The following is a 23,125-nucleotide window of genomic DNA, read 5'->3' as shown; positions in this document are numbered from 1 at the left end:
CTCAGAGTAGGAGACTGTCGTCTGCAAATTTGCAGGGCTGAAACAACGCGCAGTTTGCTCATTTTATAGTTGATCGGAAATCTCGGCGGACCGATAGTCGGCGCACCACCTCGCCAAAGGACACTCTTCCATGACCGACCTCACCGATACTGATTTGTCCTTTAGCCGCGTTCTGCCCGCTCCCCGATCAGCTGTTTGGGCCTGTTGGACGACGCCTGAACATCTGGTGCACTGGTTCGTGCCCGCGCCCCATCGCGTTGCCAAATGTGATATTGATCTACGGGTTGGCGGTCACTGTAATATGACCTTTGATGTCGAGGGTAACATGATGGACAACAACGGCGTCTACTTGGAACTAATCGAAGGTGAAAAGATCGTCTTTACAGACACTTACACAGCAGGCTGGAAGCCCAATCCGGAACCATTCATGACCGCGATCATCACGCTTGAGGACACAGAGGACGGGCAGACGCTCTATACGGCTACGGCGCGCCATCGCAGCGTTGAAGCGGCGCAACAGCACAAGGATATGGGGTTCTTTGACGGCTGGGGCATCGTTGCCGACCAGCTGGGGGCCTATGCCGCGAAACTCGCGGTTTAAGAGGCCGAGGCCTTGCGCTTGTCCGACCTCCAACGGTCGGAACAATAGCGCACCTCATCCCAAACCTTTTCCCATTTCTTTCGCCAGACAAAGGGCCGCCCGCAGGTGGCGCAAACCTTTGACGGGAAATCAGATTTTTTACGTATTTTTGACATTGTATCGTTTTGCCCAAGGCCTAATCTTCACCATCAAAAGCCGACCGTTGAAGCCTCTCGGGTTCCGCAATAGGTAAGTAGAACGTTGCCCGCAAAACGCCAGTGTTTTGCGCCCATACGCAGGAGATGCAGATGACGAACGCCGCCCCTCAGACCATTTACCTAAAGGATTACACACCGTTCGGGTATCTGGTCGACACCGTACATCTGACGTTTCGTCTGGCTGATACCGCAACGCGAGTTCTGTCGCGGATCGAATTTTCACCGAACCCTGACAGCCCCAATCGTCGTTTCTTCCTGCATGGCGAAAACCTGAAACTTATTTCTGCCGCCATCGACGGCGCCCCTGTCGAGGTCCGCTATGTTGACGGAGGGATTGAGGTCGACACGCCTGATGCGGCCTTTGTTTGGGAAGCCGAGGTTGAAATCAGCCCGATCACCAATACCGCTCTCGAAGGTCTCTATATGTCGAACGGCATGTATTGCACCCAATGCGAGGCCGAGGGCTTCCGCAAAATCACCTACTACCCCGACCGCCCCGACGTCATGGCGCCATTCACCGTTCGGATCGAAAGCGATCTGCCCGTGTTGCTGTCGAACGGCAACCCGATGGGCGCAGGTGATGGATGGGCGGAATGGTCGGACCCATGGCCAAAGCCTGCCTATCTCTTTGCCTTAGTCGCTGGCGATTTGGTAAACCACCGCGGCGACTTCACCACCAAATCGGGCCGCCATGTTGACCTGAACATTTGGGTGCGCCCATCTGATATCGGCAAATGCGCCTTCGGCATGGGTGCCCTGCAACGGTCGATGAAATGGGACGAAGATGTCTATGGCCGTGAATACGACCTCGACGTGTTCAACATCGTCGCCGTGGATGATTTCAACATGGGCGCGATGGAAAACAAAGGGTTGAACATCTTCAACTCGTCCTGCGTTCTCGCTTCGCCTGAAACCTCGACCGATGCGAACTTTGAACGGATTGAGGCGATCATCGCCCACGAATATTTCCACAATTGGACCGGCAACCGCATCACCTGCCGCGATTGGTTCCAGCTCTGCCTCAAGGAAGGCCTGACCGTTTTCCGCGACCAGCAGTTCACGGGCGACATGCGGTCCCATGCAGTCAAACGGATCGACGATGTGATCACTCTGCGGGCGCGTCAATTCCGTGAGGACGCAGGCCCCCTGGCCCATCCCGTCCGTCCAGAGAGCTTTGTTGAGATCAACAACTTCTACACCGTCACCGTCTATGAAAAAGGCGCCGAAGTAATCGGGATGCTGAAACGGTTGGTCGGCGATGAAGCGTATAAATCCGCGCTCGACCTCTATTTTGATCGTCACGACGGTCAGGCCGCCACGATTGAGGACTGGATTAAGGTGTTCGAGGACACGACAGGCCGTGACCTGAGCCAGTTCAAATTGTGGTATTCGCAAGCCGGCACACCTCACGTCTATGTGTCCGATGATTTTACCGACGGCACGTATAGCCTTCGCCTCCGTCAGGACATCGCCGCCACCCCAGGTCAGTCCGACAAAAAGCCGATGGTTCTGCCGATCGCGGTGGGACTTCTGAGCCAAAACGGCGACGAAATCGTCCCTACCACTGTTCTCGAATTGACTGAAAGCGAACAAGTGTTCACCTTTGAAGGGCTCGCCGCAAGCCCTGTTCCGTCGATCCTGCGCGGGTTCTCTGCGCCCGTTATTCTGCATCATAATCAGAGCATTGAGGATCGTCAGTTCCTTCTCACCCACGACACGGACCCGTTCAACAAATGGGAAGCCGCGCGTAGCCTTGCGCGCGATCTCTTAGTCCTGATGGTGATCGAGAATGCGGAGGTGGATGGCGCCTTCCTGACCGCGCTAAACGCTGCGATTTCGCATGAGGCGCTGGACCCTGCCTTCCGCGCCCTCCTGCTCGCGCTGCCGACTGTGGACGACATCGCGCAGGCGCTCTCTGCGGGGGGCTATACGCCAGATCCGTGGGAGATCTACGCCGAACGCGAACGCCTGAAACGCGCGATCGCTGACCATGCGGGAGCGACGCTTGCGAACCTCTATCTCTTGCATCAGGTCACTGGCGATTTCAGCCCCAGAGCCGAGGATGCGGGCAAACGTGCGCTCACCAATGCAGCCCTGTCTTACATCACCCTGACCGACGCAGGCGCGACCGCACAGCGCCAGTTCGCGGCCGCCAACAACATGACCCAAGAACTCGCCGCACTGTCGGCGCTTGTGTCGATTGGCGCAGGTGATGATGAACTGAACGACTTCCAGCGTCGTTGGCATGGGGACAGGTTGGTTATGGACAAATGGTTCAGCCTGCAGGCTGGCCTTGCAGAACCCGAAGACGCCGCCGCGACCGCGAAACGGTTGGCGGCACATGATGCGTTCGACTGGCGCAATCCGAACCGCTTCCGCGCGCTGTTCTCGTCGCTCGCTGGGAATACGGCTGGGTTCCATAACCCTGACGGCAGCGCCTATCAGTTGCTCGCCGATTGGCTGATCAAACTGGATGCGGCGAACCCGCAAACGGCGGCACGTGTCTCAGCGGCGTTCGATACATGGAAACGCTATGACGAGGACCGTCAGGCGATGATCCGCGCGGAACTAGAACGAATTCTCGCCACCGATGGCCTAAGCCGCGATATGACGGAAATGGTCACGCGGATGTTGGGGGCTTAACCCTCCATCGATGCGATCCGCGCCTCTAGGTCTGCGGGTCGCGCCACGGGGCGATGAGAGCTAAGCGGGACGCAATAGCTTTGCCTGCGGGTCCAAGCTGACATTTCCGCGATCTTTGCTGCGTCCGTCATCGGCCCCCAATCGGCAGCCACCCCGCGCCAACGGCCATCGCGGATAGCAATCGCATTGTCTCTACGAACGGTTGTCGCCATGATCCGCGCCGCGCAGCCCAGATTGGCAACAGGGTCTTTTAACGCATCACCATCGCGCGCAAGGCACCCGTAATGCCGCGCTGTGGGTGGCGAAATCTGCAAAAGGCCAAACCACCGCCCACCCCCACCAACGGCATCGGGACGGTATGTGCTTTCATGTTTGGCAAGCGCCGACATCATCCCCACCCAAAAAGCGCGACGCAGGTGCGGAGGGTTTTCCAAGTAGGCAGGGCACCAATCGTCAATGTCGCGCGGCGTTGTATTAGCAAGGCCCGACGCCGACCCTGCAAGCGCCCCCATCAAGGCCAAGGACCATCGCTGCGTGCCCGCTCGATGATCCCACCGCGCCCGAGGGATATAGAACGACCGTCGGATTGGCCGCGGAGCCTCGGTTATTGGTCCGCTGATGTAGATCGGCGCAGGCGGCGGCACGTAGAGCGTTGCGGGCCGCACGACAGGCGGCGGCGCATCGGCGAGCGTTTGCGCAGCAACGGGCAGTGCCCCTAGAAACGTCAGAACTATGGCAGCGGTTCGGATCATCCGGCGCAGTATGGCTGCGAACGGGTCCAGTTGACCATATCCGATCGCTTGCGTTCGCTATGGAATGGCCCCCAGTCGGCAGCCAATCCTTCGGATCCAGTGCCTACATAGCCATCGCGGGGCACTGTATGGGCCGCAATTCGCACCGCGCAGGAGAGGTTCGCGGCCCCGTCTTTCAACTCTTCGGCGGATTGTGCATTGCATCCATAGCCCTTGGCCGTGCGGGGATCGATCTGGACCAAACCGATCCAAGCCCCTCCCCCGCCAGCGGCACGGGGGTTCCATGTACTTTCGTGTTTGGCGAGGACCGAGAACATGCCCGTCCAAAACGCGGCGCGATCTTCGGTGTCTGCTTCGACGTAACCGGGGCACCATTCGTAGATGTCTTTGGGCACCAGCGACAACAAAACCTCACCATGCGCGTTGATCGCGTCGAGCGTTGCTTCGGTCCACTCAGGGCCTTCGGGTTGGATATCCCAGCCCATCAACGGCAAAGCCTGCGGTTCAGGCTCTGGCGTGGACGGGCGAAAAGGAACCTGCAAACAGCCCGAGAGGGCAACGGCGGCAATCATTAAAAAGGGACGCATGTTCGGGCAGCAATTGTTTCAATCGCCGCATAGTTGCGCGATCAATCGCCCTTAGGTCGAGTCATTTTGTAAAATGGGGTGCTTTTTAGGCCGAAGTCCGCCGCCCCGCCCCTTGCCGCGCCCGCCCCAAAACCCTAAGAGAGAACCGTTGCGGAAAAGGGACAAAACGATGCTCGACCTCACTTATGAAGCTCCGAAACCCAAAGTGATCGCAGGGGCGACCGGCGATTGGGAACTCGTGATCGGCCTTGAGGTGCACGCTCAGGTCGCGACCAAGGCAAAATTGTTCTCTGGGGCTTCGACTGAATTTGGCGCCGAGCCGAACTCTAACGTGGCATTCGTGGACGCTGGCATGCCCGGTATGCTCCCCGTCATCAACGAAGGTTGCGTCGCCCAAGCCGTTCGCACAGGTCTAGGCCTGAAAGCAGAGATCAACCTTTGGTCAGCGTTCGACCGCAAAAACTATTTTTACCCGGACCTTCCGCAGGGCTACCAAATTTCCCAGCTGTACCACCCCATCGTTGGCGAAGGTGAAGTGTTGGTCGAAATGGGCAACGGCACCGCGCGTAAGGTCCGTATCGAACGTATCCACCTCGAACAGGATGCGGGTAAATCGATCCACGACATGGACCCGAACATGTCCTTCGTCGACCTCAACCGCACAGGCGTTGCACTGATGGAAATCGTGTCCCGCCCTGACATTCGCGGTCCCGAAGAAGCTGCAGCCTATGTTGGCAAATTGCGTCAGATCATGCGCTACCTCGGCACATGTGACGGCAACATGCAGAACGGCAACCTGCGCGCTGACGTGAACGTCTCCGTCTGCCGTCCGGGTGCGTATGAGAAATTCATGGAAACGGGTGACTTCGGTCACCTCGGAACGCGCTGCGAATTGAAGAACATGAACTCCATGCGCTTCATCCAGATGGCAATCGACTTTGAGGCCCGTCGCCAAATCGCGATCCTCGAGGACGGTGGTGAAATCGTTCAGGAAACCCGACTCTATGACGCGGACAAGAACGAAACCCGTTCGATGCGTTCCAAAGAAGAAGCACATGATTACCGCTACTTCCCTGATCCCGACCTCCTCCCGCTGGAGATCGAACAGGCGTGGGTCGACGACATCGCAGCGACCCTTCCCGAACTGCCTGACGAAAAGAAAGCGCGCTTTATCAACGACTTCGGCCTGTCGGATTACGATGCATCGGTGCTGACCGCCGAAGTGCCGAACGCGATTTACTTTGAAGAGGTTGCAGAAGGCCGCGACGGCAAACTTGCTGCGAACTGGGTGATCAACGAACTTTTCGGCCGTCTGAAGAAAGACGAAAAAGACATCACCGAAAGCCCGATTTCGGCGGCTCGTCTGGGTCAGATCGTTGGTCTGATCAAATCTGAAAAGATAAGCGGCAAAATCGCGAAGGACGTGTTCGAGATCGCCTATACCCAAGATCGTGACCCCGAAGAGATCGTTGCGACCGAAGGTATGGAACAAGTCACCGATACAGGCGCGATCGAAGCCGCCGTTGACGAAATCATCGCTGCGAACCCCGCTCAGGTCGAAAAGGCGCAAGCCAACCCGAAACTGGCAGGCTGGTTCGTGGGTCAAGTCATGAAGGCGACAGGCGGCAAGGCAAACCCTGCTGCGGTCAACGCTTTGGTCATGAAAAAACTGGGTCTTTGATCCGACCCGATCTATGATGAGCGGCGGCCCCATGGGCCGCCGTTTTCATTTGGACGCCCCATGCGCACGACAGCCGACCGTATCCGCCACGCCCTTAGTTTCGAAGTGATTGCGCTTTGTGTTGCGACACCAGTCGGCGCATGGGTCTTTCACCAACCGATGCACAGTATGGGCGTTGTCACCGTTGTCAGCGCCACAATCGCGATGGTGTTCAACTACCTTTATAACTGGGGCTTTGACCACGCGATGCTGCGGTTTCGCGGAACGGTGCATAAGTCCGTGGTGATCCGTATCCTGCACGCTATCCTGCTCGAACTGGGTCTGCTCGCACTACTCACACCCTTTATCGCGTTCTATTTAGGTGTCAGCTTTTGGACCGCACTGATGATGGATATCTCGCTCGGCCTTTTTTACCTGAGCTACGCGTTTGTCTTTAACTGGCTCTACGACACGATCTTTCCGATCCCCGAGAGCCAGTAGTCACCCGAAAATCGCGTCACGGTGATCGGCGAGGTAAATCCGAAGCCAAGGGGTAAAGACCTCGGGCGTGGCAGCAAGGGCCGCGTCGAGTGCCTCAAGCGTCATCCATTTGGTTTCCCAAACCTCGTCGGGATTGATCGTGATTTCAGGGCTGCCGTGGCCCACGAAAACCTCAACCACCTCATGTTCGATCAAACCGTTGCCGACATCAGCGCGGTATTCCACCTGTTCCCGCCACGAAAGATCGATACCTCTGATCCCCAGCTCTTCATCAATGCGGCGCAGGGCGCAATCGGCTGGCGCTTCATTCCAATGAGGATGGGTGCAGCACGTATTCGCCCAAAGACCCGGCGTATGATATTTCGCCGCAGCGCGACGCTGCAGCAGAATACCCTCAGGCCCCGTGATAAAGACACTAATCGCAGGATGACGCAGCCCACGTTGATGGACCTCGAGTTTATCGAGGGGCTGCAATTCGCCATCAATCCAAGCTGCAATACGCGTGTCCATGACGCGCCATGTGCCAAAATCCTGCACAAAATGCCAGCCCTGTCTCTCCCACCAAAGTAGGCGCGACCGATTGGCGCAAGGGGCTTTGCCTCAGGTTGAAAAGAGACTAGGTTCCAGTCAGATCAAAGAAGCATCATATGTGCTTTGAAACCTATGGGAGTGACTCCATGAAGACCCTTAAGCTCGCTACTGCCTTTGCCGTTCTCGCAGCACCCGTTCTCGCCGAAGGCGACGCAGCCGCTGGTGAACAGGCATTCAACCGTCAGTGCGTATCTTGTCACGTTGTTCAGAACGCAGCAGGCGAAGTTCTCGCTGGTCGTAACGCAAAAACTGGTCCGAACCTCTTTGGCATCATCGGCCGCGCACCTGGTTCCTTAGACGGCTTCAGCTACGGTGACGATATCGTTGCTGCCCAAGAATTCGTAGCTGCTTGGGACGAAGAGCAGTTGGCGGCTTACATGCAAGACCCGACCGCGTGGCTGCGCAGCACCACTGGTTCGAACTCTGCTCGTTCGAAAATGTCCTTCAAAGTACGCCAAGAGGCTGACGCTGAAAACATCGCGGCTTTCCTCGCGACCTTCGCTGAATAATCTTTCCCATTTGGGACGGATCAAAGGGCGCCTTCGGGGCGCCCTTTTTTGTGATGCAGACCCGTCTTTCCCGCCTTGGACCTGTTACGCAAAGCCGCTATAGTCCTGCGGTCGAATTAGGGGGCTAAGAAATGATCTACGAATACAAGGTGGTGCCAGCACCCAAACGCGCAGAAAAGGTCAAAGGGCTAAAGACAACCGAAGACCGCTATGCCCACGCGCTCCAAGAGTTGATGAACCAACAGGGCCGCGACGGTTGGGAGTACCAGCGCGCTGAAACCCTCCCCGTTGAAGAACGCAGTGGGTTTCGGTCCAAAGGCATGGTCGAACAGCACATGCTGGTATTCCGCCGCGAAAAGAAAGCCGTAGACGCGACCGTAACGGCGAGCCAGACCGCCGTTCCAACGCAACCCGTATTGACCACCGCGCCCAAAACGCCTGCCCCGACTGAACCTACTGTCGCTGCGCAGTAATCAGTCGATCTCTAGGGCGAGCGCGTGAATACGACCCATAATATCAGCGCCAATGGCGTCATGGACCGCACGATGGCGGGCCAAACGTGTCATCGCGCCGAATGCGGGGGCTTTGATCCGCACGCGCCAGTGGCTTTCGCCGCCCTCTTGATATCCGCTATGGCCACGATGGCTTTCACTTTCATCAATAACTTCAACCACTTCTGGGGAAAAAGCCGTTACCAGACGGGATTCGATCTCTTTTGCAAGGGACATATTTTTCTCCTTCCCCCTTCAATCTCACGTCCTACGGCTTAAACTCACCCGTCCGAGTCGGAAAGATAAGGCTGCACATGTCCAAGACTGATCCGTTTGGGTTCGACATTTCGGTGTCTGCCTCCAAAAAGAAAAACCCCCGTGGCCGTCGTGGCATGTCGGGTGCAATCGAAACATCAACACGGGTCTGCGACCATGAAGGTTGCGAAGAATCCGGCAAATACCGTGCGCCCAAATCGCCGGATATCCTCGATGAATTCCTGTGGTTCTGTAAGGATCACGTTCGGGAATATAACCTGAAGTGGAACTTCTTCGAGACCGCGACAGAGGCGGAACTGAACGCACAAATGACCAAAGACAAGGTCTGGGAGCGCGAAACGAAGCCGTTCAAGCGAACGGTCGAAGAACGCGCTTGGGCTCGTCTCGGTATTGAGGATGCGCATCAGGTTCTGGGTGAAAACGCGACTCGCAACCCAGGTAAGTCGAGCGGTGCAACCCGTCGCCTGCCGCCGACCGAACGTCGCGCGACCGAAATCCTCGATGTGAAGGATACGATGACCAAAGCGGAAATCCGCAAGGTCTACAAATCGCTGATCAAGGTTCTCCACCCTGACATGAACGGCGGCGACCGTTCCCAAGAGGAACAGCTGACCGAAGTCGTTTGGGCTTGGGATCAGATTAAAGCGAGCCGTAGCTTTAAAGACAAATAATCACGCAAGGCGGGCGAACAGGCGATCCTGTTCCGTCCGCCAATTGCGAATCAAGAGGTGGGAGGCCAGCAAATTGGCAAACCACATCAGTGCCAGCATCGGCGAACTCACCAACATAATCGCCAAAGTGAACGGCCCGAACATCGTGCCGTAAAACGGCAGCGCGAGCGTTCCTGCGATCACAGCGCCGACCACGCTCACCCACACCACACCGAGCATCCCACGGGCAAACCCGTTCGGCCCAGATTGCCCCATGCGGTCACCTGCGAGCTTCAGCGCGAGGCCACAGCCCAACGCACCGCAGAGCACGATCCAGCGGTGATAGAGCGTCAATCCGCCTTCCAGGATAGAGCCGTGGGACATGTGCGTCACGGTCATCAGCCCCAAACCAGCACCAAAGGCACAGGTCATCGCATAGGCCGTAACAAGCTGCTGCTCGCCTTCGGTCAATGACCAAAAGCCTCGCACAGTGTGCCGCAAGTCCTGCAGGTGATAATAAACAGCGCGCATCATGTGCATCTTATGGCAGAAAATGCCCTTTGGGACGACTGTTATGGTCGAAACGGACTGTTTCGAAACGCGGCCCACTGCCACCTTCGGAGGAAATACGTCACGACCCCCTTTTCCTCGCCGTCTGGACGGTTATGTTGCGGTCGGTAAACGATAGACGCAAGGAAGGTTCGACATGCTCGACCAGAACGCAAAGCCCACCGAAGAAATCGACGTCCGCGAAGTTTTCGGTATCGACAGCAATATGAAGATCAAAGGCTTTGCCGAGCGCACGTCTCGTGTGCCCGAGATCGACTCGACCTACAAATTTGACCCAGACACCACTTTGGCTGTTCTGGCAGGTTTCGGCTATAACCGCCGCGTGATGGTTCAAGGCTACCACGGCACGGGTAAATCGACTCACATCGAACAGATCGCGGCGCGCCTGAACTGGCCGACCGTTCGTGTGAACCTCGACAGCCACATTTCCCGTATCGACCTGATCGGTAAAGACGCGATCAAACTGAAAGACGGCAAACAAGTCACTGAATTCCACGAAGGCATCCTTCCGTGGGCGCTGCGCAACCCGACTGCGATCGTGTTCGACGAATACGATGCGGGCCGTGCGGACGTTATGTTCGTGATTCAGCGAGTTCTCGAACATGATGGTAAACTGACCCTCTTGGATCAGAACGAAATCATCACGCCGAACCCGTATTTCCGCCTGTTCGCAACTGCAAACACTGTGGGCCTTGGTGATACCACTGGCCTCTACCACGGCACCCAACAGATCAACCAAGCCCAGATGGACCGTTGGTCGCTCGTAGCGACGCTGAATTACCTCAGCCACGACGCCGAAGCCGCGATCATCCTGTCGAAGGCACCGCACTACAACAACGAAAAGGGTCGCAAGATCATCAGCCAGATGGTGACCGTTGCTGACCTGACCCGCACCGCGTTCATGAACGGCGACCTGTCGACCGTTATGTCGCCACGGACCGTAATTGCTTGGGCTGCGAACGCAGAGATCTTCCGCGATGTTGGTTATGCGTTCCGCCTGACCTTCCTCAACAAATGTGACGAGTTGGAACGCCAGACCGTGGCAGAGTTCTACCAGCGTTGTTTTGACGAAGAACTGCCGGAATCGGCTGCGTCAATCGCTCTCTGATCTATCTGAAAAAATTGAATAATTTGGCAGGGGCTTGCACGAAAGTGCGGGCCCCTGTGCCTTCTCGCGCTCTAGGTGCATCGGGATAGTTTCCAAACTGCACAGTTGATTGACATAAAAATGTCATAAAAGATCAAAGTATGAGCGGTTTGAAAACTTTCCTTGCGGTGTTTTTCATGCTGGTCGGGGCCCTGCCCGCGCCAGCGCTCAACAATGCGGCCAACGAAGACCTTCGGATTTTTGCGATCTGCGCAGGGCGTTTTTCAGCGCAAATGGAACATTCGTGGCTCTTTGGAAAAAACGATGCGGGCGACTTTGAACAGGACCGCGAAATGATGCTTATGCTCATTGATGCGATCATGCCCGACACGGATCGTATCCGCGTGATGGACTGGCGAATTAATGCGAAACAGGCTCATGCGATGCTTTTGACACGCGCCGCGTATACCATCGACGGGGCCGATGCGGTCTGGGCCGAAACCCGCGCCGAGGCAGCGATCGCAGAATGCCGCGATTTGCTGTTATTCAACTGATCCCGACCACTGGTCATTGCCCAATCGTCGGTCTAGGTTAGTCGCAATGATGACCCGAAGGCTGCCCGCATGAAACCCTCCGATAACCCCGCCGATCCGTTTAAAAAGGCATTGGCCGAAGCGACCAAGGTTATGGCCGATGACGCCGATCTGTCGGTGACCTATTCGGTGGACCCCCCGGGTCTGACCAAGGATTCTGTGCGCCTTCCGCAGGTCAGCCGCCGCATGACTCGCGACGAGGTCTTGCTGGCACGCGGAACGGCGGATGCGTTGGCGCTGCGCCATAAATTCCACGATGCCGCGATCGCGTCCCGCTACGCCCCCCAAGGCCAGTTGGCGAAAGAAATTTACGATGCGATGGAATCCGCTCGGGTCGAAGCCGTCGGCGCCCGCTACATGCCCGGCACCGCTTCGAACATCGACGCAAAGATCGCGACTGAGGCAACTCGCAAGGGCTATGACCAGATCAGCTCGTCCACTGACGCGCCATTGTCTGTGGCCGCTGGTTATCTGATCCGCCACCTCGCCACAGGTCGTCCCCTGCCCAAGGGTGCGGACAACGTGATGGAACTATGGCGTGGGTTCATCGAGGATCAGGCTGGTGGAACGCTTGAAGCACTAGAGGATACACTCAGCGATCAACGCGCCTTCGCGAAATTCGCACGTAAGATCATTGAGGATCTGGGTTACGGCGATCAACTCGGCGACGATCCCGATGTTGAGGACGACCAGAACGACGAAACGGCCGAACAGGACGAGGTTGAGGACAATCCTGAATCCGATGGCGAAGACGATGGTCAAGAGGACGAGGCCGAAGCAAGCCCCGAACAGTCCCAAGACCAGCAGCAGGATCAGCAACAGGCGCAAGTCAGCGCCGACGACATGGCTGATTCCGAATTCGACGAAGAGACCGAGATGCCAGAGGGCGAGGCCCCTCTCGATCCTCCGCCGCCTGCGCCGATCTCGGACGCTGATCCGAACTACACCGTCTACAAAACCGAATTCGACGAAGAAATCGGTGCTGAGGAACTCGCCGAACCCGCCGAACTGGAACGCCTCCGCGCTTACCTTGACCAGCAGCTAGAGCCGCTGAAGGGCGCTGTGTCGCGCCTTGCGAACAAGCTGCAACGCCGCCTTCAGGCCCAGCAGAACCGGTCATGGGAATTCGACAAAGAAGAAGGCATCCTCGACGCAGGCCGCCTTGCCCGTGTGGTTGCAAACCCGACCACACCGCTGTCGTTCAAATGGGAAAAAGACACCGATTTCCGCGATACCGTCGTGACGCTCTTGCTGGATAACTCCGGCTCTATGCGCGGTCGCCCTATCTCGATCGCTGCGATCTGTGCGGACGTTCTGGCACGCACACTGGAACGCTGCGCGGTCAAGGTCGAGGTTCTGGGCTTTACCACCAAAGCGTGGAAAGGCGGCCAGAGTCGCGAAAAATGGCTAGCCGAGGGTCGCCCCTTGCAGCCGGGGCGCCTGAACGACCTACGCCATATCGTCTATAAATCCGCGGATGCCCCGATGCGTCGGACCCGTGCGAACCTTGGTCTGATGATGAAAGAGGGCCTCTTGAAAGAGAACATCGACGGGGAGGCTCTGGAATGGGCGCACCGCCGTATGATGGCTCGCCGTGAGCAGCGCAAAATCCTCATGGTGATTTCCGATGGCGCGCCCGTTGATGACAGCACATTGTCGGTGAACCCCGCCAATTACCTCGAAAAACACCTGCGTGACGTGATCGCCATGATCGAAAAGCGCAAGGCAGTCGAGCTGATGGCAATCGGGATCGGCCACGATGTGACACGGTATTACGACCGCGCAGTGACCATCACCGATGCGGATCAGTTAGCAGGTGCGATGACCGAACAATTGGCGAGCCTTTTTGACTCTGATCCTCGGGCACGCGCACGGTTCGCAGGGATCCGCAAGGCGGGCTAACCACCTGTATTAAAATGAAAAGAGGCGGCTATGTTCCAGACCTTTGAGACTTCGTTTTCAGGGAAAGCGGGGCCAGAGCGGCTATCGAAACTACGCATCCAAATGGCGGCCGTAGGGCTGGATGGATTCCTTGTCCCACGCGCAGATGCGCATCAAGGCGAATACGTTGCGGCCTGTGACGAACGTCTGGCGTGGCTGACAGGCTTTACGGGATCGGCGGGTTTCTGTGCTGTCTTAGCGGATCAGGCGGGTCTCTTTGTCGATGGCCGCTATCGCCTACAAGTGCGCGAACAGGCGGCAGATGTGTTCACCCCCGTCGATTGGCCCGAGGTAAAGCTAGGTGACTGGCTGGAAGACCACGCAGAAGGCCGAACCATCGGCTTTGATCCGTGGCTGCATACAATCAGCGAAATCAAAAGTCTGCGCGACCAAGCAAATATGGTCGCCTGCCCTAATCTGGTCGATCAGATTTGGATCGACCGCCCTGCCCCGCCTGCCGCACCATTCTTTGTGCAGCCTGATACCCTCGCAGGGGAAAGCCACGACGACAAACGGGCCCGCCTTGCCAAAGGCCTGCGGGACAATGGACAGGCTGCGGCCGTTCTTACCCTGCCCGACTCTATCGCGTGGCTCTTGAATATTCGTGGCGCGGACATTCCGCGAAACCCAGTGCCGCAGTGCTTTGCCATTCTCTATACGGACGGGCGCGTTGACCTCTTTGCCCGCGCTGGCAAAACCGATGCAATCATGGATCACCTTGGGGCCGAGGTGACGGTTCACGGCGAAGACGCCTTTGTGCCTACCCTAAGGTCGCTCGATGGCGCAGTTCTGGTTGATCCAACGACCTGCCCGCAGATCATCGGCGAAACTCTCGCCAATCCTGTTGAGGGGCGCGATCCCTGCGTTCAGCCCAAGGCCTGCAAAAACCCGACAGAGATTGCAGGAGCCCGAACAGCGCACCTACGTGATGCGGTTGCCATGTGCCGTTTCCTGCATTGGCTCGATGGAGCGGGATATGTCACTGAAATCGACGTAGTGACCAAACTCGAACACTTCAGAGCAGAGACTGGCGCGCTGCGGGATATCTCTTTTGATACAATTGCGGGCAGCGGTCCGAACGGGGCCATCATCCACTATCGTGTGACCCATGACACCAACCGCCAGCTTCAGGACGGTGATCTGCTCGTCCTCGATTCGGGCGGGCAGTATCAGGACGGCACGACCGACATCACGCGCACCATTGCAATCGGAGCTGTCGGCGCAGAGGAACGCACCTGCTATACCCGCGTCCTCCAAGGCATGATCGCGATCAGCCGTGCGCGGTTCCCGAACGGGGTCACGGGCGCACATCTCGATTCCCTCGCGCGGTTCCCACTTTGGACAGCAGGCCTCGATTTCGATCACGGGACGGGTCACGGCGTCGGATCATACCTTTGCGTTCACGAAGGGCCGCAACGTCTTAGCCGTGTTTCGGACATTCCTTTGCGACCCGGGATGGTATTGTCGAATGAACCCGGCTACTACCGTGCCAAGGCCTTTGGCATTCGGATTGAGAACCTGATCGTTGTTCAACCCGCGCCGCCAATTGCCGGAGGAGACGCGCACCGTAATCATCTCTCGTTTGAGACGCTGACATGGGTGCCCCTTGATCGTCGGCTTATAGACCTCACCCTGCTGTCCCGCGACGAAGTGTCGTGGATAGACAGTTACCATGCGACCGTGCTGGACAAGGTGGGGGCAAATCTGGATGCTGCGGCCAAACACTGGCTTGAGCAGGCGTGTGCGCCGCTCTGACGCCAAATCGTAACATGCGGCCTGTATCAACAGGCAACTCAAAGACACACAAGGGAGGGGCCACAATGGCCGACCACATCACTATTCGTCCCGCTGGAGGCACCTGGGTTGTTCGCGCTGGCGGCGCAGTTCTGGGCGAAAGCTCTGACGCGCTGGAATTGGTCGAAGGCGATATGGCGCCTGTGATCTATTTCCCGCGTTCGGACATCGCGATGGCGTTCTTGGATGAATCCGACGCGACCTCGCATTGCCCGCGCAAAGGTGACGCCCGCTATTTCACGATCGTCGCAAAAAGCGGCCCGATCAAAGACGCTGTTTGGTCCTATGAAAACCCATCTGAAGCGGTGTCACAGATCAAAGATTACCTTGCCTTCTATACCAGCAAAGTCGCGGTAGAGCAGGTTTAACCTAGGCATGTTCTTCGGCTGAGACAGCGGCAAGAGCACGGTTAAACGCACGCAAGGCATCGACATGGAACAAGGCGCCCCGCACCTCTGCTGGGGCGTCTTTCTTTTGTCGAACTACAGGAACAAAGGATTCCCCGCTGTTTTCAAACAAGGGCATCGCACGGTCAAGCGTGGCATCATGCGCCACGTAGATACCGCGCTGAATGAGCGCCTCGCAGTCTTCAAGCGACGCACCGCGCGGGTGATCCATCGACCGCATAACCGTAGCGACATCAAAGGTGGACAACAGATAAGCCTGTGGTCCTGCCGCGATCCGCACGCCCCGACGCTCCAACTGAGTGAGGAAGAACGACCCCGCGATAAACCGTGACGATACGGCTGTCGACATGGAGACAGCGACCATGACGGCAAGCCCCGTTTGCCAATCACCTGTCAGTTCAAACACGATCAACGTGGTTGAGATAGGCGCGCCCAAAACCGCCGCCGCAACGGCCCCCATCCCTGCAAGCGCATAGAGCGCTGCCGTGCCTGAATAGTCAGGCAAAAGCCCCGTTGCCACCATACCAAACGCCAACCCTGCGAGCGATCCGACAACCAAAGCAGGCGAAAAGACACCACCCCCCATGCGTCCGCCCATTGTGATGGCGACCGCGATGACTTTGACCGCAGCAAAGACGACGGCTTGCCAGAACAGCAACCGACCAGAGAGCGCGTCTGACGTGATCCCGTATCCAACTCCGATAATATGTGGGAACCAAAGCGCGATCACGCCCAGCACCCCACCTGCGATCGCAGGGCGCAGCGCACGTGGGATGCGCAACTTTGTTTGAACCGCGGTTCCGATGGTATCCGCCCAAAAGATCGACCGCATCAGCACGATGGCAAGAACGCCGCTAAGAAGGCCCAAGAGGATAAAGGCCGGCAATTCGACATAGAACCGAAGGGCTGTCGTGGTCGGCAGAAAATACTCTGTCACATCGCCGTGGATCATCCGACTGACCACCGTGCCCGCGACAGAGGCAATCACTATCGGCGCAAAGGCCCGCATCGCGAAATGACGCAGGACGACTTCGAGCGCAAAGAGCGCTCCCGCAATCGGCGCGTTAAAGCTCGCAGATACGCCCGCAGCCACAGCGCAGCCCAATAGGTCACGCCCCGTCACGCCGTCCGCCTTGATCAACCCGCTCACGTAGGTCGCCAAAACACCCACAAGGTGGACAACAGGCCCTTCACGCCCAGACGAACCACCCGTCGCCAAGGTCACAAAGCTTGCGGCAGCAGAGGCCAGACCTTCGCGTTTTTCAACCCGCCCATCGCGCAGTGCGGCCCCTTCAATAACATCGGCCACCGCCCGCACGCGCCCATCAGGGGTGAACCGATCAAGGATCAGGCCGACAATCAGACCGCCACATACGGGGATCAGCACGATCCAATACCAGTCGAGCATCGCAGCAGACCGATGCAGGCGCGCCACCTGATTTGTTTGGTACACAAAGGACTGAAGGCTCTCGATACCCAGTCGAAACCCCATCGCGATAAGGCCACCACCAATCCCGATCATCAGAGCGATGAACCAGAACTGAATCTCGCTCGGCCCTTTGGTTCGAATGGTGCGCAAGGTGTCGGCCATAGCTTTGACGACGGCGCTACTGGCGGATTTCACGTGCTGAGTCGTCTTCGTCGACATAGCTGGCCCACTGGTTCGTTTAATGTCTGTGTAGGCCAGTTCAGTTAATGGACCAAGCATTGTCGCGTCATTTCAGCGATTTAGGCCCGCAAATCCCAAAGTTTCCGCAACGTCATCGTTAAATTAGCGCGTTCGTTCCAGAAAAGGGTTAACAAAGCGTCACAATTCAACTATACGTTAGGCACATTTTTTATACCTAAGTATATGCCCATTCGGGCGCTAAGATTTTGAACCGAATGTCTGTGAGTGGCTGACGGGTTTTCTATAGAACGGTAGCGGGTCACCTTCGGGTGGCCCGTTTTTATTAAGCGGTGAGCAATGCGCGTGCCGCGGCGCGGGCTTCTTCGGTGATGCGATCACCAGAGATCATCCGCGCGATTTCATCCACGCGTTCATCCGCACCCAATGGCACCACGGTCGACAAGGTTTGCGTTTCGGTCTGGCGTTTCTCAACCCGCCAATGGTGCCCGCCCAGTGCTGCCACTTGCGGCGAATGGGTGACGACCAGCACCTGACCTGCCGAGGCAAGCCCTGCCAATCGGCGACCAACCGCATCGGCGGTCGCGCCGCCCACACCACGGTCAATTTCGTCAAAGATCATCGTGATGCCCGTCGTGCCCGCCGACAAACAGACCTTAAGCGCTAAGAGGAAACGGCTCAATTCACCGCCCGACGCGATTTTGTTGAGCGGGCCGGAGGGCGCACCAGGGTTCGTCGCGACAGTAAACGCCACATCATCGCGTCCTTCGGGGCCTTCTTCGCCAACCACAACATCGGTTTTGAAAACCGCACGTTCCATTTTCAACGGCGCCAGTTCCGCCGCCATGGCAGCATCGAGGCGAGAAGCCGCCTCAACCCGTGCTGCGGTCAATGCGCTGGCTGCGGCATCATAGGTTTGCTCTGCCGCCTTCACCGCGACCTGTAGCGCCGCGAGGTCACGTTCACCGCCATCCAGCAAGTCCAACTTGGCCCGTAGGCCATCCGCATGTGCAGACAGATCATCTGGCAGAACAGCATATTTGCGCGCCAGACCACGAATTGCGAACAAACGCTCCTCGGTCAATTCGAGATCGGCAGGGTTAAAGTCGAGCGAGTCGAGGCATTCTTCGATCCCGCGCTGCGCTTCACCCAATTCATCCATCGCCCTCGACAAGGCCGATAACGGCGCATCCAAACGCCCCTCAGCCTTGTCCGCCGCATCGCCGAGCCATCGTGCCGCGTTCGACATCAGCCCCTCAGCGCCCTCATACGACAAGGCGTTAAAGGCCTGAGAGATATCATTGCGGATCTTTTCGGCGGCCTGCATCAAACGGCGTTTACCGTCCAAGGTCGCCTCTTCACCGGGTTGCGGGTCGAGTTTGTCTAACTCCCCCACCGCATGGCGCAAAAACTCTTCTTCGGCGCGGGTCTCTGCAATCTTTGCCTCTGCCGCGATCAGCGCCTTGCGCGATTGCGCCAATCCCCGCCACGCCGCACGGGTCGCGTCGATCAGATCGGACACCTGCGCAAAATCGTCCAAGAGCAACCGATGCCCACGTGGGTTCAAAAGACCACGGTCATCGTGCTGGCCGTGCAGTTCGATTAGCGTGTCAGAGAGTTGGCGCAGGACCTCACCGCTCACCCGACGATCATTGACCCACGCGGTCTTGCGCCCGTCAGCAGTGTTGATACGACGCAAGATCAGTTCACCGTCCGCCTCAATCCCAGCTTCTTGCAGAACCGCTTCAGCCGCATGGCCCAACGGAAGGTCGAACACGGCAACAACTTCGCCCTGCTCTGCCCCCTGCCGCACGAGATCGGCACGTCCGCGCCAGCCCAGTACAAAACCAAGGGAGTCCAGTAGGATCGACTTACCCGCGCCTGTTTCACCCGTGAGCACGTTGAGACCCGGTTGGAACTCTAGCTCCAACCGATCAATGATCAGCATATCTCGGATATCTAAACCGCGCAGCATTGTGTCAGCGTCCAGCAGGGTTTCCCCCGCCTCCCCTTAGAGCCATTCGCCACGGATCATCTGGCGATAGACAGCCGCCAGCCAGCTGTCCCCGATCAAGGACGGTTCCAGCCCGCCTTCGGTCAGCAGCTTATAGCTATCCGCATACCATTCGGTCGATTGGAAGTTATGGCCGAGGATGGCCCCTGCGGTCTGCGCCTCTTCAACAAGGCCGAGCGACAGGTAACACTCCACCAAACGGTGCAAGGCTTCTGGTGTGTGGCTGGTGGTCTGGAACGACTCGACCACAACGCGGAAACGGTTCGCAGCGGCCTGATAGTGGCCCCGCTTCAAATAGAAGCGCCCGATTTCCATTTCTTTGGCCGCGAGGTGATCAAAGGCCAAATCGAACTTCAAAATCGCCGACCGCGCATATTCGCTGTCAGGATAGTTTTCGATCACTGCTCGCAGTGCTTGAAGCGCTTGGAACGTCAGACCCTGATCGCGACCAACTTCGTCGATCTGATCATAGTAGGACAAGGCCAACAGATACTGCGCATAGGCCGCATCACCGTCCGCTGGGTAGAAGTTCAAGAACCGCTGTGCCGCAGCACGGCTATTTTCGTAATCTTTGTCACGGTGATAGGCGAAGGCCTGCATAATCAGCGCACGTTTCGCCCATTCAGAATAGGGATAAAGGCGTTCGATTTCACCGAAATAGAACGCTGCGTCAGACTCGCGACCGCGTTCGAGTTCGTATTCACCACGCTGATAAATCTCTTCGGCAGAAAATTGCTCAAGCGCCCCTTCGACCTTGGGGTCAAAGGAATTACAGGCCGTCAACGTGGCGACAGATAAGAACGCGACAGACAGGATGGTTCGTGCTTTCGTGGCCCGACTACGGCTTAACATGAACGCCCCCAATTTTCATTGCTCGATCAGTCGACCGACGGACTGCGTCGATCGTGTTTCGTCTTGGTCTAGCATAGAAAAATGCAGGGCAAAATGCCTTTTGCCACTTGTCGCAGTCACACTCAGGCGACTCGGCTCAGATCGGCGATATTTACGCCCACACCGGGGAGACGAGCGGCAATAGATGCATCGCAGGTGACCCAACGCCATGCATCGGGACGTTCAAACATTGCACGCAACAGTTTGTTGGTCAGGGCGTGGCCCGCACGGTGGCCCGAATACCGACCAAGGATCGGCGCACCCGCCGTATACAAATCACCCAGAGCGTCCAGCATCTTATGACGAACAGCTTCGTCTTTGTGACGCAGGCCACCAGGGCTGAGGATATCGTTACCTTCAACCACAACAGCGTTTTCCAGCGTGCCACCCAGCGCAAGCCCTGCCGCGTGCATTGCATCAACATCGCGCATACGGCAGAAGGTGCGACTATCGCAGAGTTCGCGCACAAAGGCCCCATTGGCCATGTTCAGTGTCTTTTGCTGTTGGCCAATTGCCGCATCGGGGAATTCGATTTCGAAATCCATCTGCAGCGAAGTCGCTGGCGACAGGCGCGCAATTGCGTCACCGTTTTGCACTTCGATCACGTCCAGCACTTCAATCGCGCGGAGCGGCGCACCCAAACGATGCAGGCCCGCTGTGACAATCGCACGCACAAACTGTGCCGCGCTCCCGTCGAGGATCGGAACCTCGGGGCCGTCGATTTCGCACAGAACGTTGTGAACGCCCGTGCCCGACAAGGCCGCCATAAGATGTTCAATGGTCGAAACGCTGGTGCCCGCGTCATTGGTCAGACGGGTGTTCAGCGGCTCTTGGATCACGTGATCCCACAGGGCGGGCATATCGCGATCAGACGCGAGGTCCACACGACGAAACACGATACCATGGCCCGCAGGAGCAGGACGCAAGACAAGCCGCGCTGGTTTGCCCGAATGCAATCCAACGCCATCAAATGTCAGGTCAGTGTTCAGTGTGGTCTGCACGTAAATGCGCCCTTTTGTTACTGACACTCATTTAAGACGGGTGCCAGGAACCCTCAACTCACTCTTTGCAACGGACTGAAACATATGAAACAGTTTTGTTAAACCATTGTTTAACAAACAAAAAGGCCGCCCAATGGACGGCCTTTTCACTGAATTATGTCAGTTTGTTAGTTCGCTTGACGGCGCAGGAAAGCAGGAATCTCGATCCGTTCCTGTTCTGGATCGGTTGCTTTTGCCTCTTCGCGGACCGCGTGAACCTGAGGCTGAGCCCGGGAAGGAGCGGTCTGTGCAGGCTCTGCATCAGAGTGGCCTGTCATGCGGTTGATCAGGTTGTTGATCCCGAACCCACGACGCGGAGCCTCTGCTTCTGCAGCAGGTGCCGGAGCGGCAGGCGCTGCAGGTGCGGATGGCTTGCGAACGGCTGCTTCAAGACGGGCAAGTGCCTCGGGCGACGGTGTGCCCGGTGCAGGTGCGCGCGGAGCAACGAATGCCTCAGCCGGAGCGAACTGAGTTTCCGGACGCGGCTGGTAAGCCGGCGGCGGCAGATCGTCTTCGACTTGCGGTTCGAAACCGTCGAAACCATCGTCTTGTGCGGTATCTGCTTCGAACGCATCATCAAACAGAGTGCGGTCGTCAGCTGCGGTCTCTGCAACAGGTGCAGGTGCCGGAGCTGGTTCTGCCGCGGGCTGCTCAGCCGAAACGGTCTGTGTCAGCGGAGCCGACATGCTACGACGCGGAAGCGGTGCTTCAACTTGGCCGACCGATGCGTCGATGCCTGTCGCAACCACGGACACGCGCATTGCGCCGTCCATGTTCGGGTCGAGGGTCGAACCAACGATGATGTTTGCGTCGGGATCAACTTTCTCGCGGATTTTGTTCGCAGCTTCGTCGAGTTCGAAGAGGGTCAGGTCGTAGCCACCAGTGATGTTGATCAAAACACCACGCGCACCTTCGAGGCTGATTTCGTCGAGAAGCGGGTTCGCAATCGCCTGCTCTGCCGCGTCAATTGCGCGGTTTTCACCAGTTGCTTCGCCAGTGCCCATCATTGCCTTGCCCATTTCGTCCATAACGGAGCGAACGTCAGCAAAGTCGAGGTTGATCAGGCCCGGACGAACCATCAGGTCGGTCACGCCTTTAACGCCCTGATACAGAACGTCGTCAGCCATAGCGAAGGCTTCGGTAAAGGTGGTTTTTTCGGTCGCCAGACGGAATAGGTTCTGGTTCGGAATGATGATCAGCGTATCAACAACCTTCTGCAGTGCTTCAACGCCTGCTTCCGCTTGCTTCATGCGCTTGCCGCCTTCGAACTGGAACGGCTTGGTCACGACGCCAACAGTCAGAACGCCCAGCTCACGAGCTGCCTGCGCGATGATCGGAGCAGCGCCAGTGCCGGTGCCGCCGCCCATACCAGCGGTGATAAAGCACATGTGTGCGCCAGCCAGATGGTCAACGATCTGCTCGATGCTTTCTTCAGCGGCAGCGGAACCAACCGACGGACGAGCGCCAGCGCCCAGACCTTCGGTGACTTTCAGACCCATCTGGATCTTCGATGCCGATTTCGACTGTTGCAGAGCTTGCGCGTCGGTGTTCGCAACAACGAACTCCACACCCTCAAGTTCTTTTTCGATCATGTTATTGACCGCATTGCCGCCTGCACCGCCAACGCCAAATACGGTAATCCGGGGCTTGAGCTCTTCTTGCCCGGGCATGGAAAGGTTCAATGCCATACTCTGTCCGCCTGT

At 57.5% G+C, this 23,125-nt stretch carries 23 protein-coding genes; 12 read left to right on the top strand and 11 right to left on the bottom strand.

All coding sequences use genetic code 11. The features are described 5' to 3' along the window. The first annotated feature begins 130 nt into the window (after positions 1-130). Positions 131-601 carry an SRPBCC family protein gene (locus tag BSK21_RS04425; RefSeq protein ID WP_067549356.1) on the top strand — a complete coding sequence of 157 codons (471 nt, stop codon included), beginning with the start codon at positions 131-133 and terminating at the stop codon, positions 599-601. On the opposite strand, the gene BSK21_RS04420 is transcribed toward BSK21_RS04425, so the two are convergent. Next, the gene (locus BSK21_RS04420) at positions 598-756 is read right to left on the bottom strand and encodes a DUF2256 domain-containing protein (RefSeq protein ID WP_074038964.1); all 159 of its coding nucleotides are present in this window, start codon (positions 754-756) and stop codon (positions 598-600) included. The two genes, BSK21_RS04425 and BSK21_RS04420, sit on opposite strands and share 4 nt — an antisense overlap. A gap of 132 nt (positions 757-888) precedes the next feature. Between BSK21_RS04420 and pepN the strand changes: the two genes are divergently transcribed. Next, positions 889-3,441 (top strand): aminopeptidase N, encoded by a 2,553-nt coding sequence (gene pepN / locus BSK21_RS04415; RefSeq protein WP_067549358.1) that lies wholly within the window; start codon positions 889-891, stop codon positions 3,439-3,441. Here the strand turns inward: pepN and BSK21_RS04410 are convergent. Both BSK21_RS04410 and BSK21_RS04405 read right to left on the bottom strand, forming a co-directional pair. Further along, positions 3,438-4,193, bottom strand: a complete 756-nt coding sequence (locus BSK21_RS04410; protein WP_082959409.1) for a lytic transglycosylase domain-containing protein — start codon at positions 4,191-4,193, stop codon at positions 3,438-3,440. The two genes, pepN and BSK21_RS04410, sit on opposite strands and share 4 nt — an antisense overlap. Further along, on the bottom strand, positions 4,190-4,780 hold the full coding sequence (locus tag BSK21_RS04405) for a transglycosylase SLT domain-containing protein (protein WP_067549359.1): 591 nt from the start codon (positions 4,778-4,780) through the stop codon (positions 4,190-4,192). Before BSK21_RS04405 ends, BSK21_RS04410 begins: the two co-directional genes overlap by 4 nt. Positions 4,781-4,949: 169 nt before the next feature. Here BSK21_RS04405 and gatB point away from each other — a divergent pair, with 169 nt between their 5' ends. Both gatB and BSK21_RS04395 read left to right on the top strand, forming a co-directional pair. Continuing rightward, a complete protein-coding gene (gene gatB, locus BSK21_RS04400) occupies positions 4,950-6,461 on the top strand; it encodes an Asp-tRNA(Asn)/Glu-tRNA(Gln) amidotransferase subunit GatB (RefSeq protein WP_067549361.1) in 1,512 nt (503 codons plus the stop codon). A gap of 60 nt (positions 6,462-6,521) precedes the next feature. Beyond that, on the top strand, positions 6,522-6,941 hold the full coding sequence (locus BSK21_RS04395; RefSeq protein ID WP_067549363.1) for a PACE efflux transporter: 420 nt from the start codon (positions 6,522-6,524) through the stop codon (positions 6,939-6,941). Here BSK21_RS04395 and idi read toward each other — a convergent pair whose 3' ends face one another. Beyond that, positions 6,942-7,451, bottom strand: coding sequence for an isopentenyl-diphosphate Delta-isomerase (idi, locus tag BSK21_RS04390; RefSeq protein ID WP_067549366.1), 510 nt, complete (start codon positions 7,449-7,451; stop codon positions 6,942-6,944). Between the two features lie 167 nt (positions 7,452-7,618). On the opposite strand from idi, the gene BSK21_RS04385 reads away from it, so the two are divergent. After that, entirely contained in the window at positions 7,619-8,041 is a 423-nt protein-coding gene (locus BSK21_RS04385) for a cytochrome c family protein (protein ID WP_067549369.1), read from the top strand. Positions 8,042-8,172: 131 nt separating this feature from the next. Continuing rightward, the gene (locus BSK21_RS04380; RefSeq protein WP_067549372.1) at positions 8,173-8,514 is read left to right on the top strand and encodes a DUF4177 domain-containing protein; all 342 of its coding nucleotides are present in this window, start codon (positions 8,173-8,175) and stop codon (positions 8,512-8,514) included. Here the strand turns inward: BSK21_RS04380 and BSK21_RS04375 are convergent, their stop codons facing one another. Continuing rightward, positions 8,515-8,769, bottom strand: coding sequence for a BolA family transcriptional regulator (locus BSK21_RS04375; RefSeq protein ID WP_067549376.1), 255 nt, complete (start codon positions 8,767-8,769; stop codon positions 8,515-8,517). 77 nt (positions 8,770-8,846) lie between these two features. Here BSK21_RS04375 and BSK21_RS04370 point away from each other — a divergent pair, with 77 nt between their 5' ends. Continuing rightward, the gene (locus BSK21_RS04370) at positions 8,847-9,479 is read left to right on the top strand and encodes a J domain-containing protein (protein WP_067549379.1); all 633 of its coding nucleotides are present in this window, start codon (positions 8,847-8,849) and stop codon (positions 9,477-9,479) included. Here the strand turns inward: BSK21_RS04370 and BSK21_RS04365 are convergent, their stop codons facing one another. Further along, entirely contained in the window at positions 9,480-9,992 is a 513-nt protein-coding gene (locus BSK21_RS04365) for a hypothetical protein (protein WP_156529565.1), read from the bottom strand. It abuts the gene before it with no gap. Positions 9,993-10,164: 172 nt separating this feature from the next. Between BSK21_RS04365 and cobS the strand changes: the two genes are divergently transcribed. The 5 genes from cobS (at position 10,165) to BSK21_RS04340 (ending at position 15,811) form a co-directional block, all read left to right on the top strand. Beyond that, on the top strand, positions 10,165-11,136 hold the full coding sequence (cobS, locus tag BSK21_RS04360) for a cobaltochelatase subunit CobS (RefSeq protein ID WP_067549385.1): 972 nt from the start codon (positions 10,165-10,167) through the stop codon (positions 11,134-11,136). Between the two features lie 140 nt (positions 11,137-11,276). Then, positions 11,277-11,669, top strand: coding sequence for a hypothetical protein (locus tag BSK21_RS04355; RefSeq protein WP_067549388.1), 393 nt, complete (start codon positions 11,277-11,279; stop codon positions 11,667-11,669). A 69-nt stretch (positions 11,670-11,738) separates the two neighbouring features. Next, the gene (gene cobT / locus BSK21_RS04350) at positions 11,739-13,610 is read left to right on the top strand and encodes a cobaltochelatase subunit CobT (RefSeq protein WP_067549391.1); all 1,872 of its coding nucleotides are present in this window, start codon (positions 11,739-11,741) and stop codon (positions 13,608-13,610) included. Between the two features lie 30 nt (positions 13,611-13,640). Further along, a complete protein-coding gene (locus BSK21_RS04345) occupies positions 13,641-15,404 on the top strand; it encodes an aminopeptidase P family protein (protein WP_067549394.1) in 1,764 nt (587 codons plus the stop codon). Between the two features lie 65 nt (positions 15,405-15,469). Then, on the top strand, positions 15,470-15,811 hold the full coding sequence (locus BSK21_RS04340; protein ID WP_067549397.1) for a DUF427 domain-containing protein: 342 nt from the start codon (positions 15,470-15,472) through the stop codon (positions 15,809-15,811). Position 15,812: 1 nt separating this feature from the next. Here BSK21_RS04340 and BSK21_RS04335 read toward each other — a convergent pair whose 3' ends face one another. From BSK21_RS04335 to ftsZ, 5 genes are all read right to left on the bottom strand, one after another. Next, positions 15,813-17,441, bottom strand: a complete 1,629-nt coding sequence (locus tag BSK21_RS04335) for a chloride channel protein (protein ID WP_067549727.1) — start codon at positions 17,439-17,441, stop codon at positions 15,813-15,815. A gap of 361 nt (positions 17,442-17,802) precedes the next feature. Next, a complete protein-coding gene (recN, locus tag BSK21_RS04330; protein WP_067549400.1) occupies positions 17,803-19,452 on the bottom strand; it encodes a DNA repair protein RecN in 1,650 nt (549 codons plus the stop codon). Positions 19,453-19,488: 36 nt separating this feature from the next. Continuing rightward, positions 19,489-20,343, bottom strand: a complete 855-nt coding sequence (locus BSK21_RS04325) for an outer membrane protein assembly factor BamD (protein ID WP_067549405.1) — start codon at positions 20,341-20,343, stop codon at positions 19,489-19,491. A 122-nt stretch (positions 20,344-20,465) separates the two neighbouring features. Then, the gene (lpxC, locus tag BSK21_RS04320; RefSeq protein ID WP_067549408.1) at positions 20,466-21,383 is read right to left on the bottom strand and encodes a UDP-3-O-acyl-N-acetylglucosamine deacetylase; all 918 of its coding nucleotides are present in this window, start codon (positions 21,381-21,383) and stop codon (positions 20,466-20,468) included. 167 nt (positions 21,384-21,550) lie between these two features. Beyond that, positions 21,551-23,110, bottom strand: a complete 1,560-nt coding sequence (ftsZ, locus tag BSK21_RS04315) for a cell division protein FtsZ (protein ID WP_067549411.1) — start codon at positions 23,108-23,110, stop codon at positions 21,551-21,553. Positions 23,111-23,125: the final 15 nt, after the last annotated feature.

The sequence above is a fragment of the Marivivens sp. JLT3646 genome (assembly GCF_001908835.1).
Taxonomy (GTDB): Bacteria; Pseudomonadota; Alphaproteobacteria; order Rhodobacterales; family Rhodobacteraceae; genus Marivivens; species Marivivens geojensis.
The sequence above is the reverse complement of the archived record's forward strand: the minus strand, read 5'-3'. Positions and strand labels throughout refer to the sequence as shown.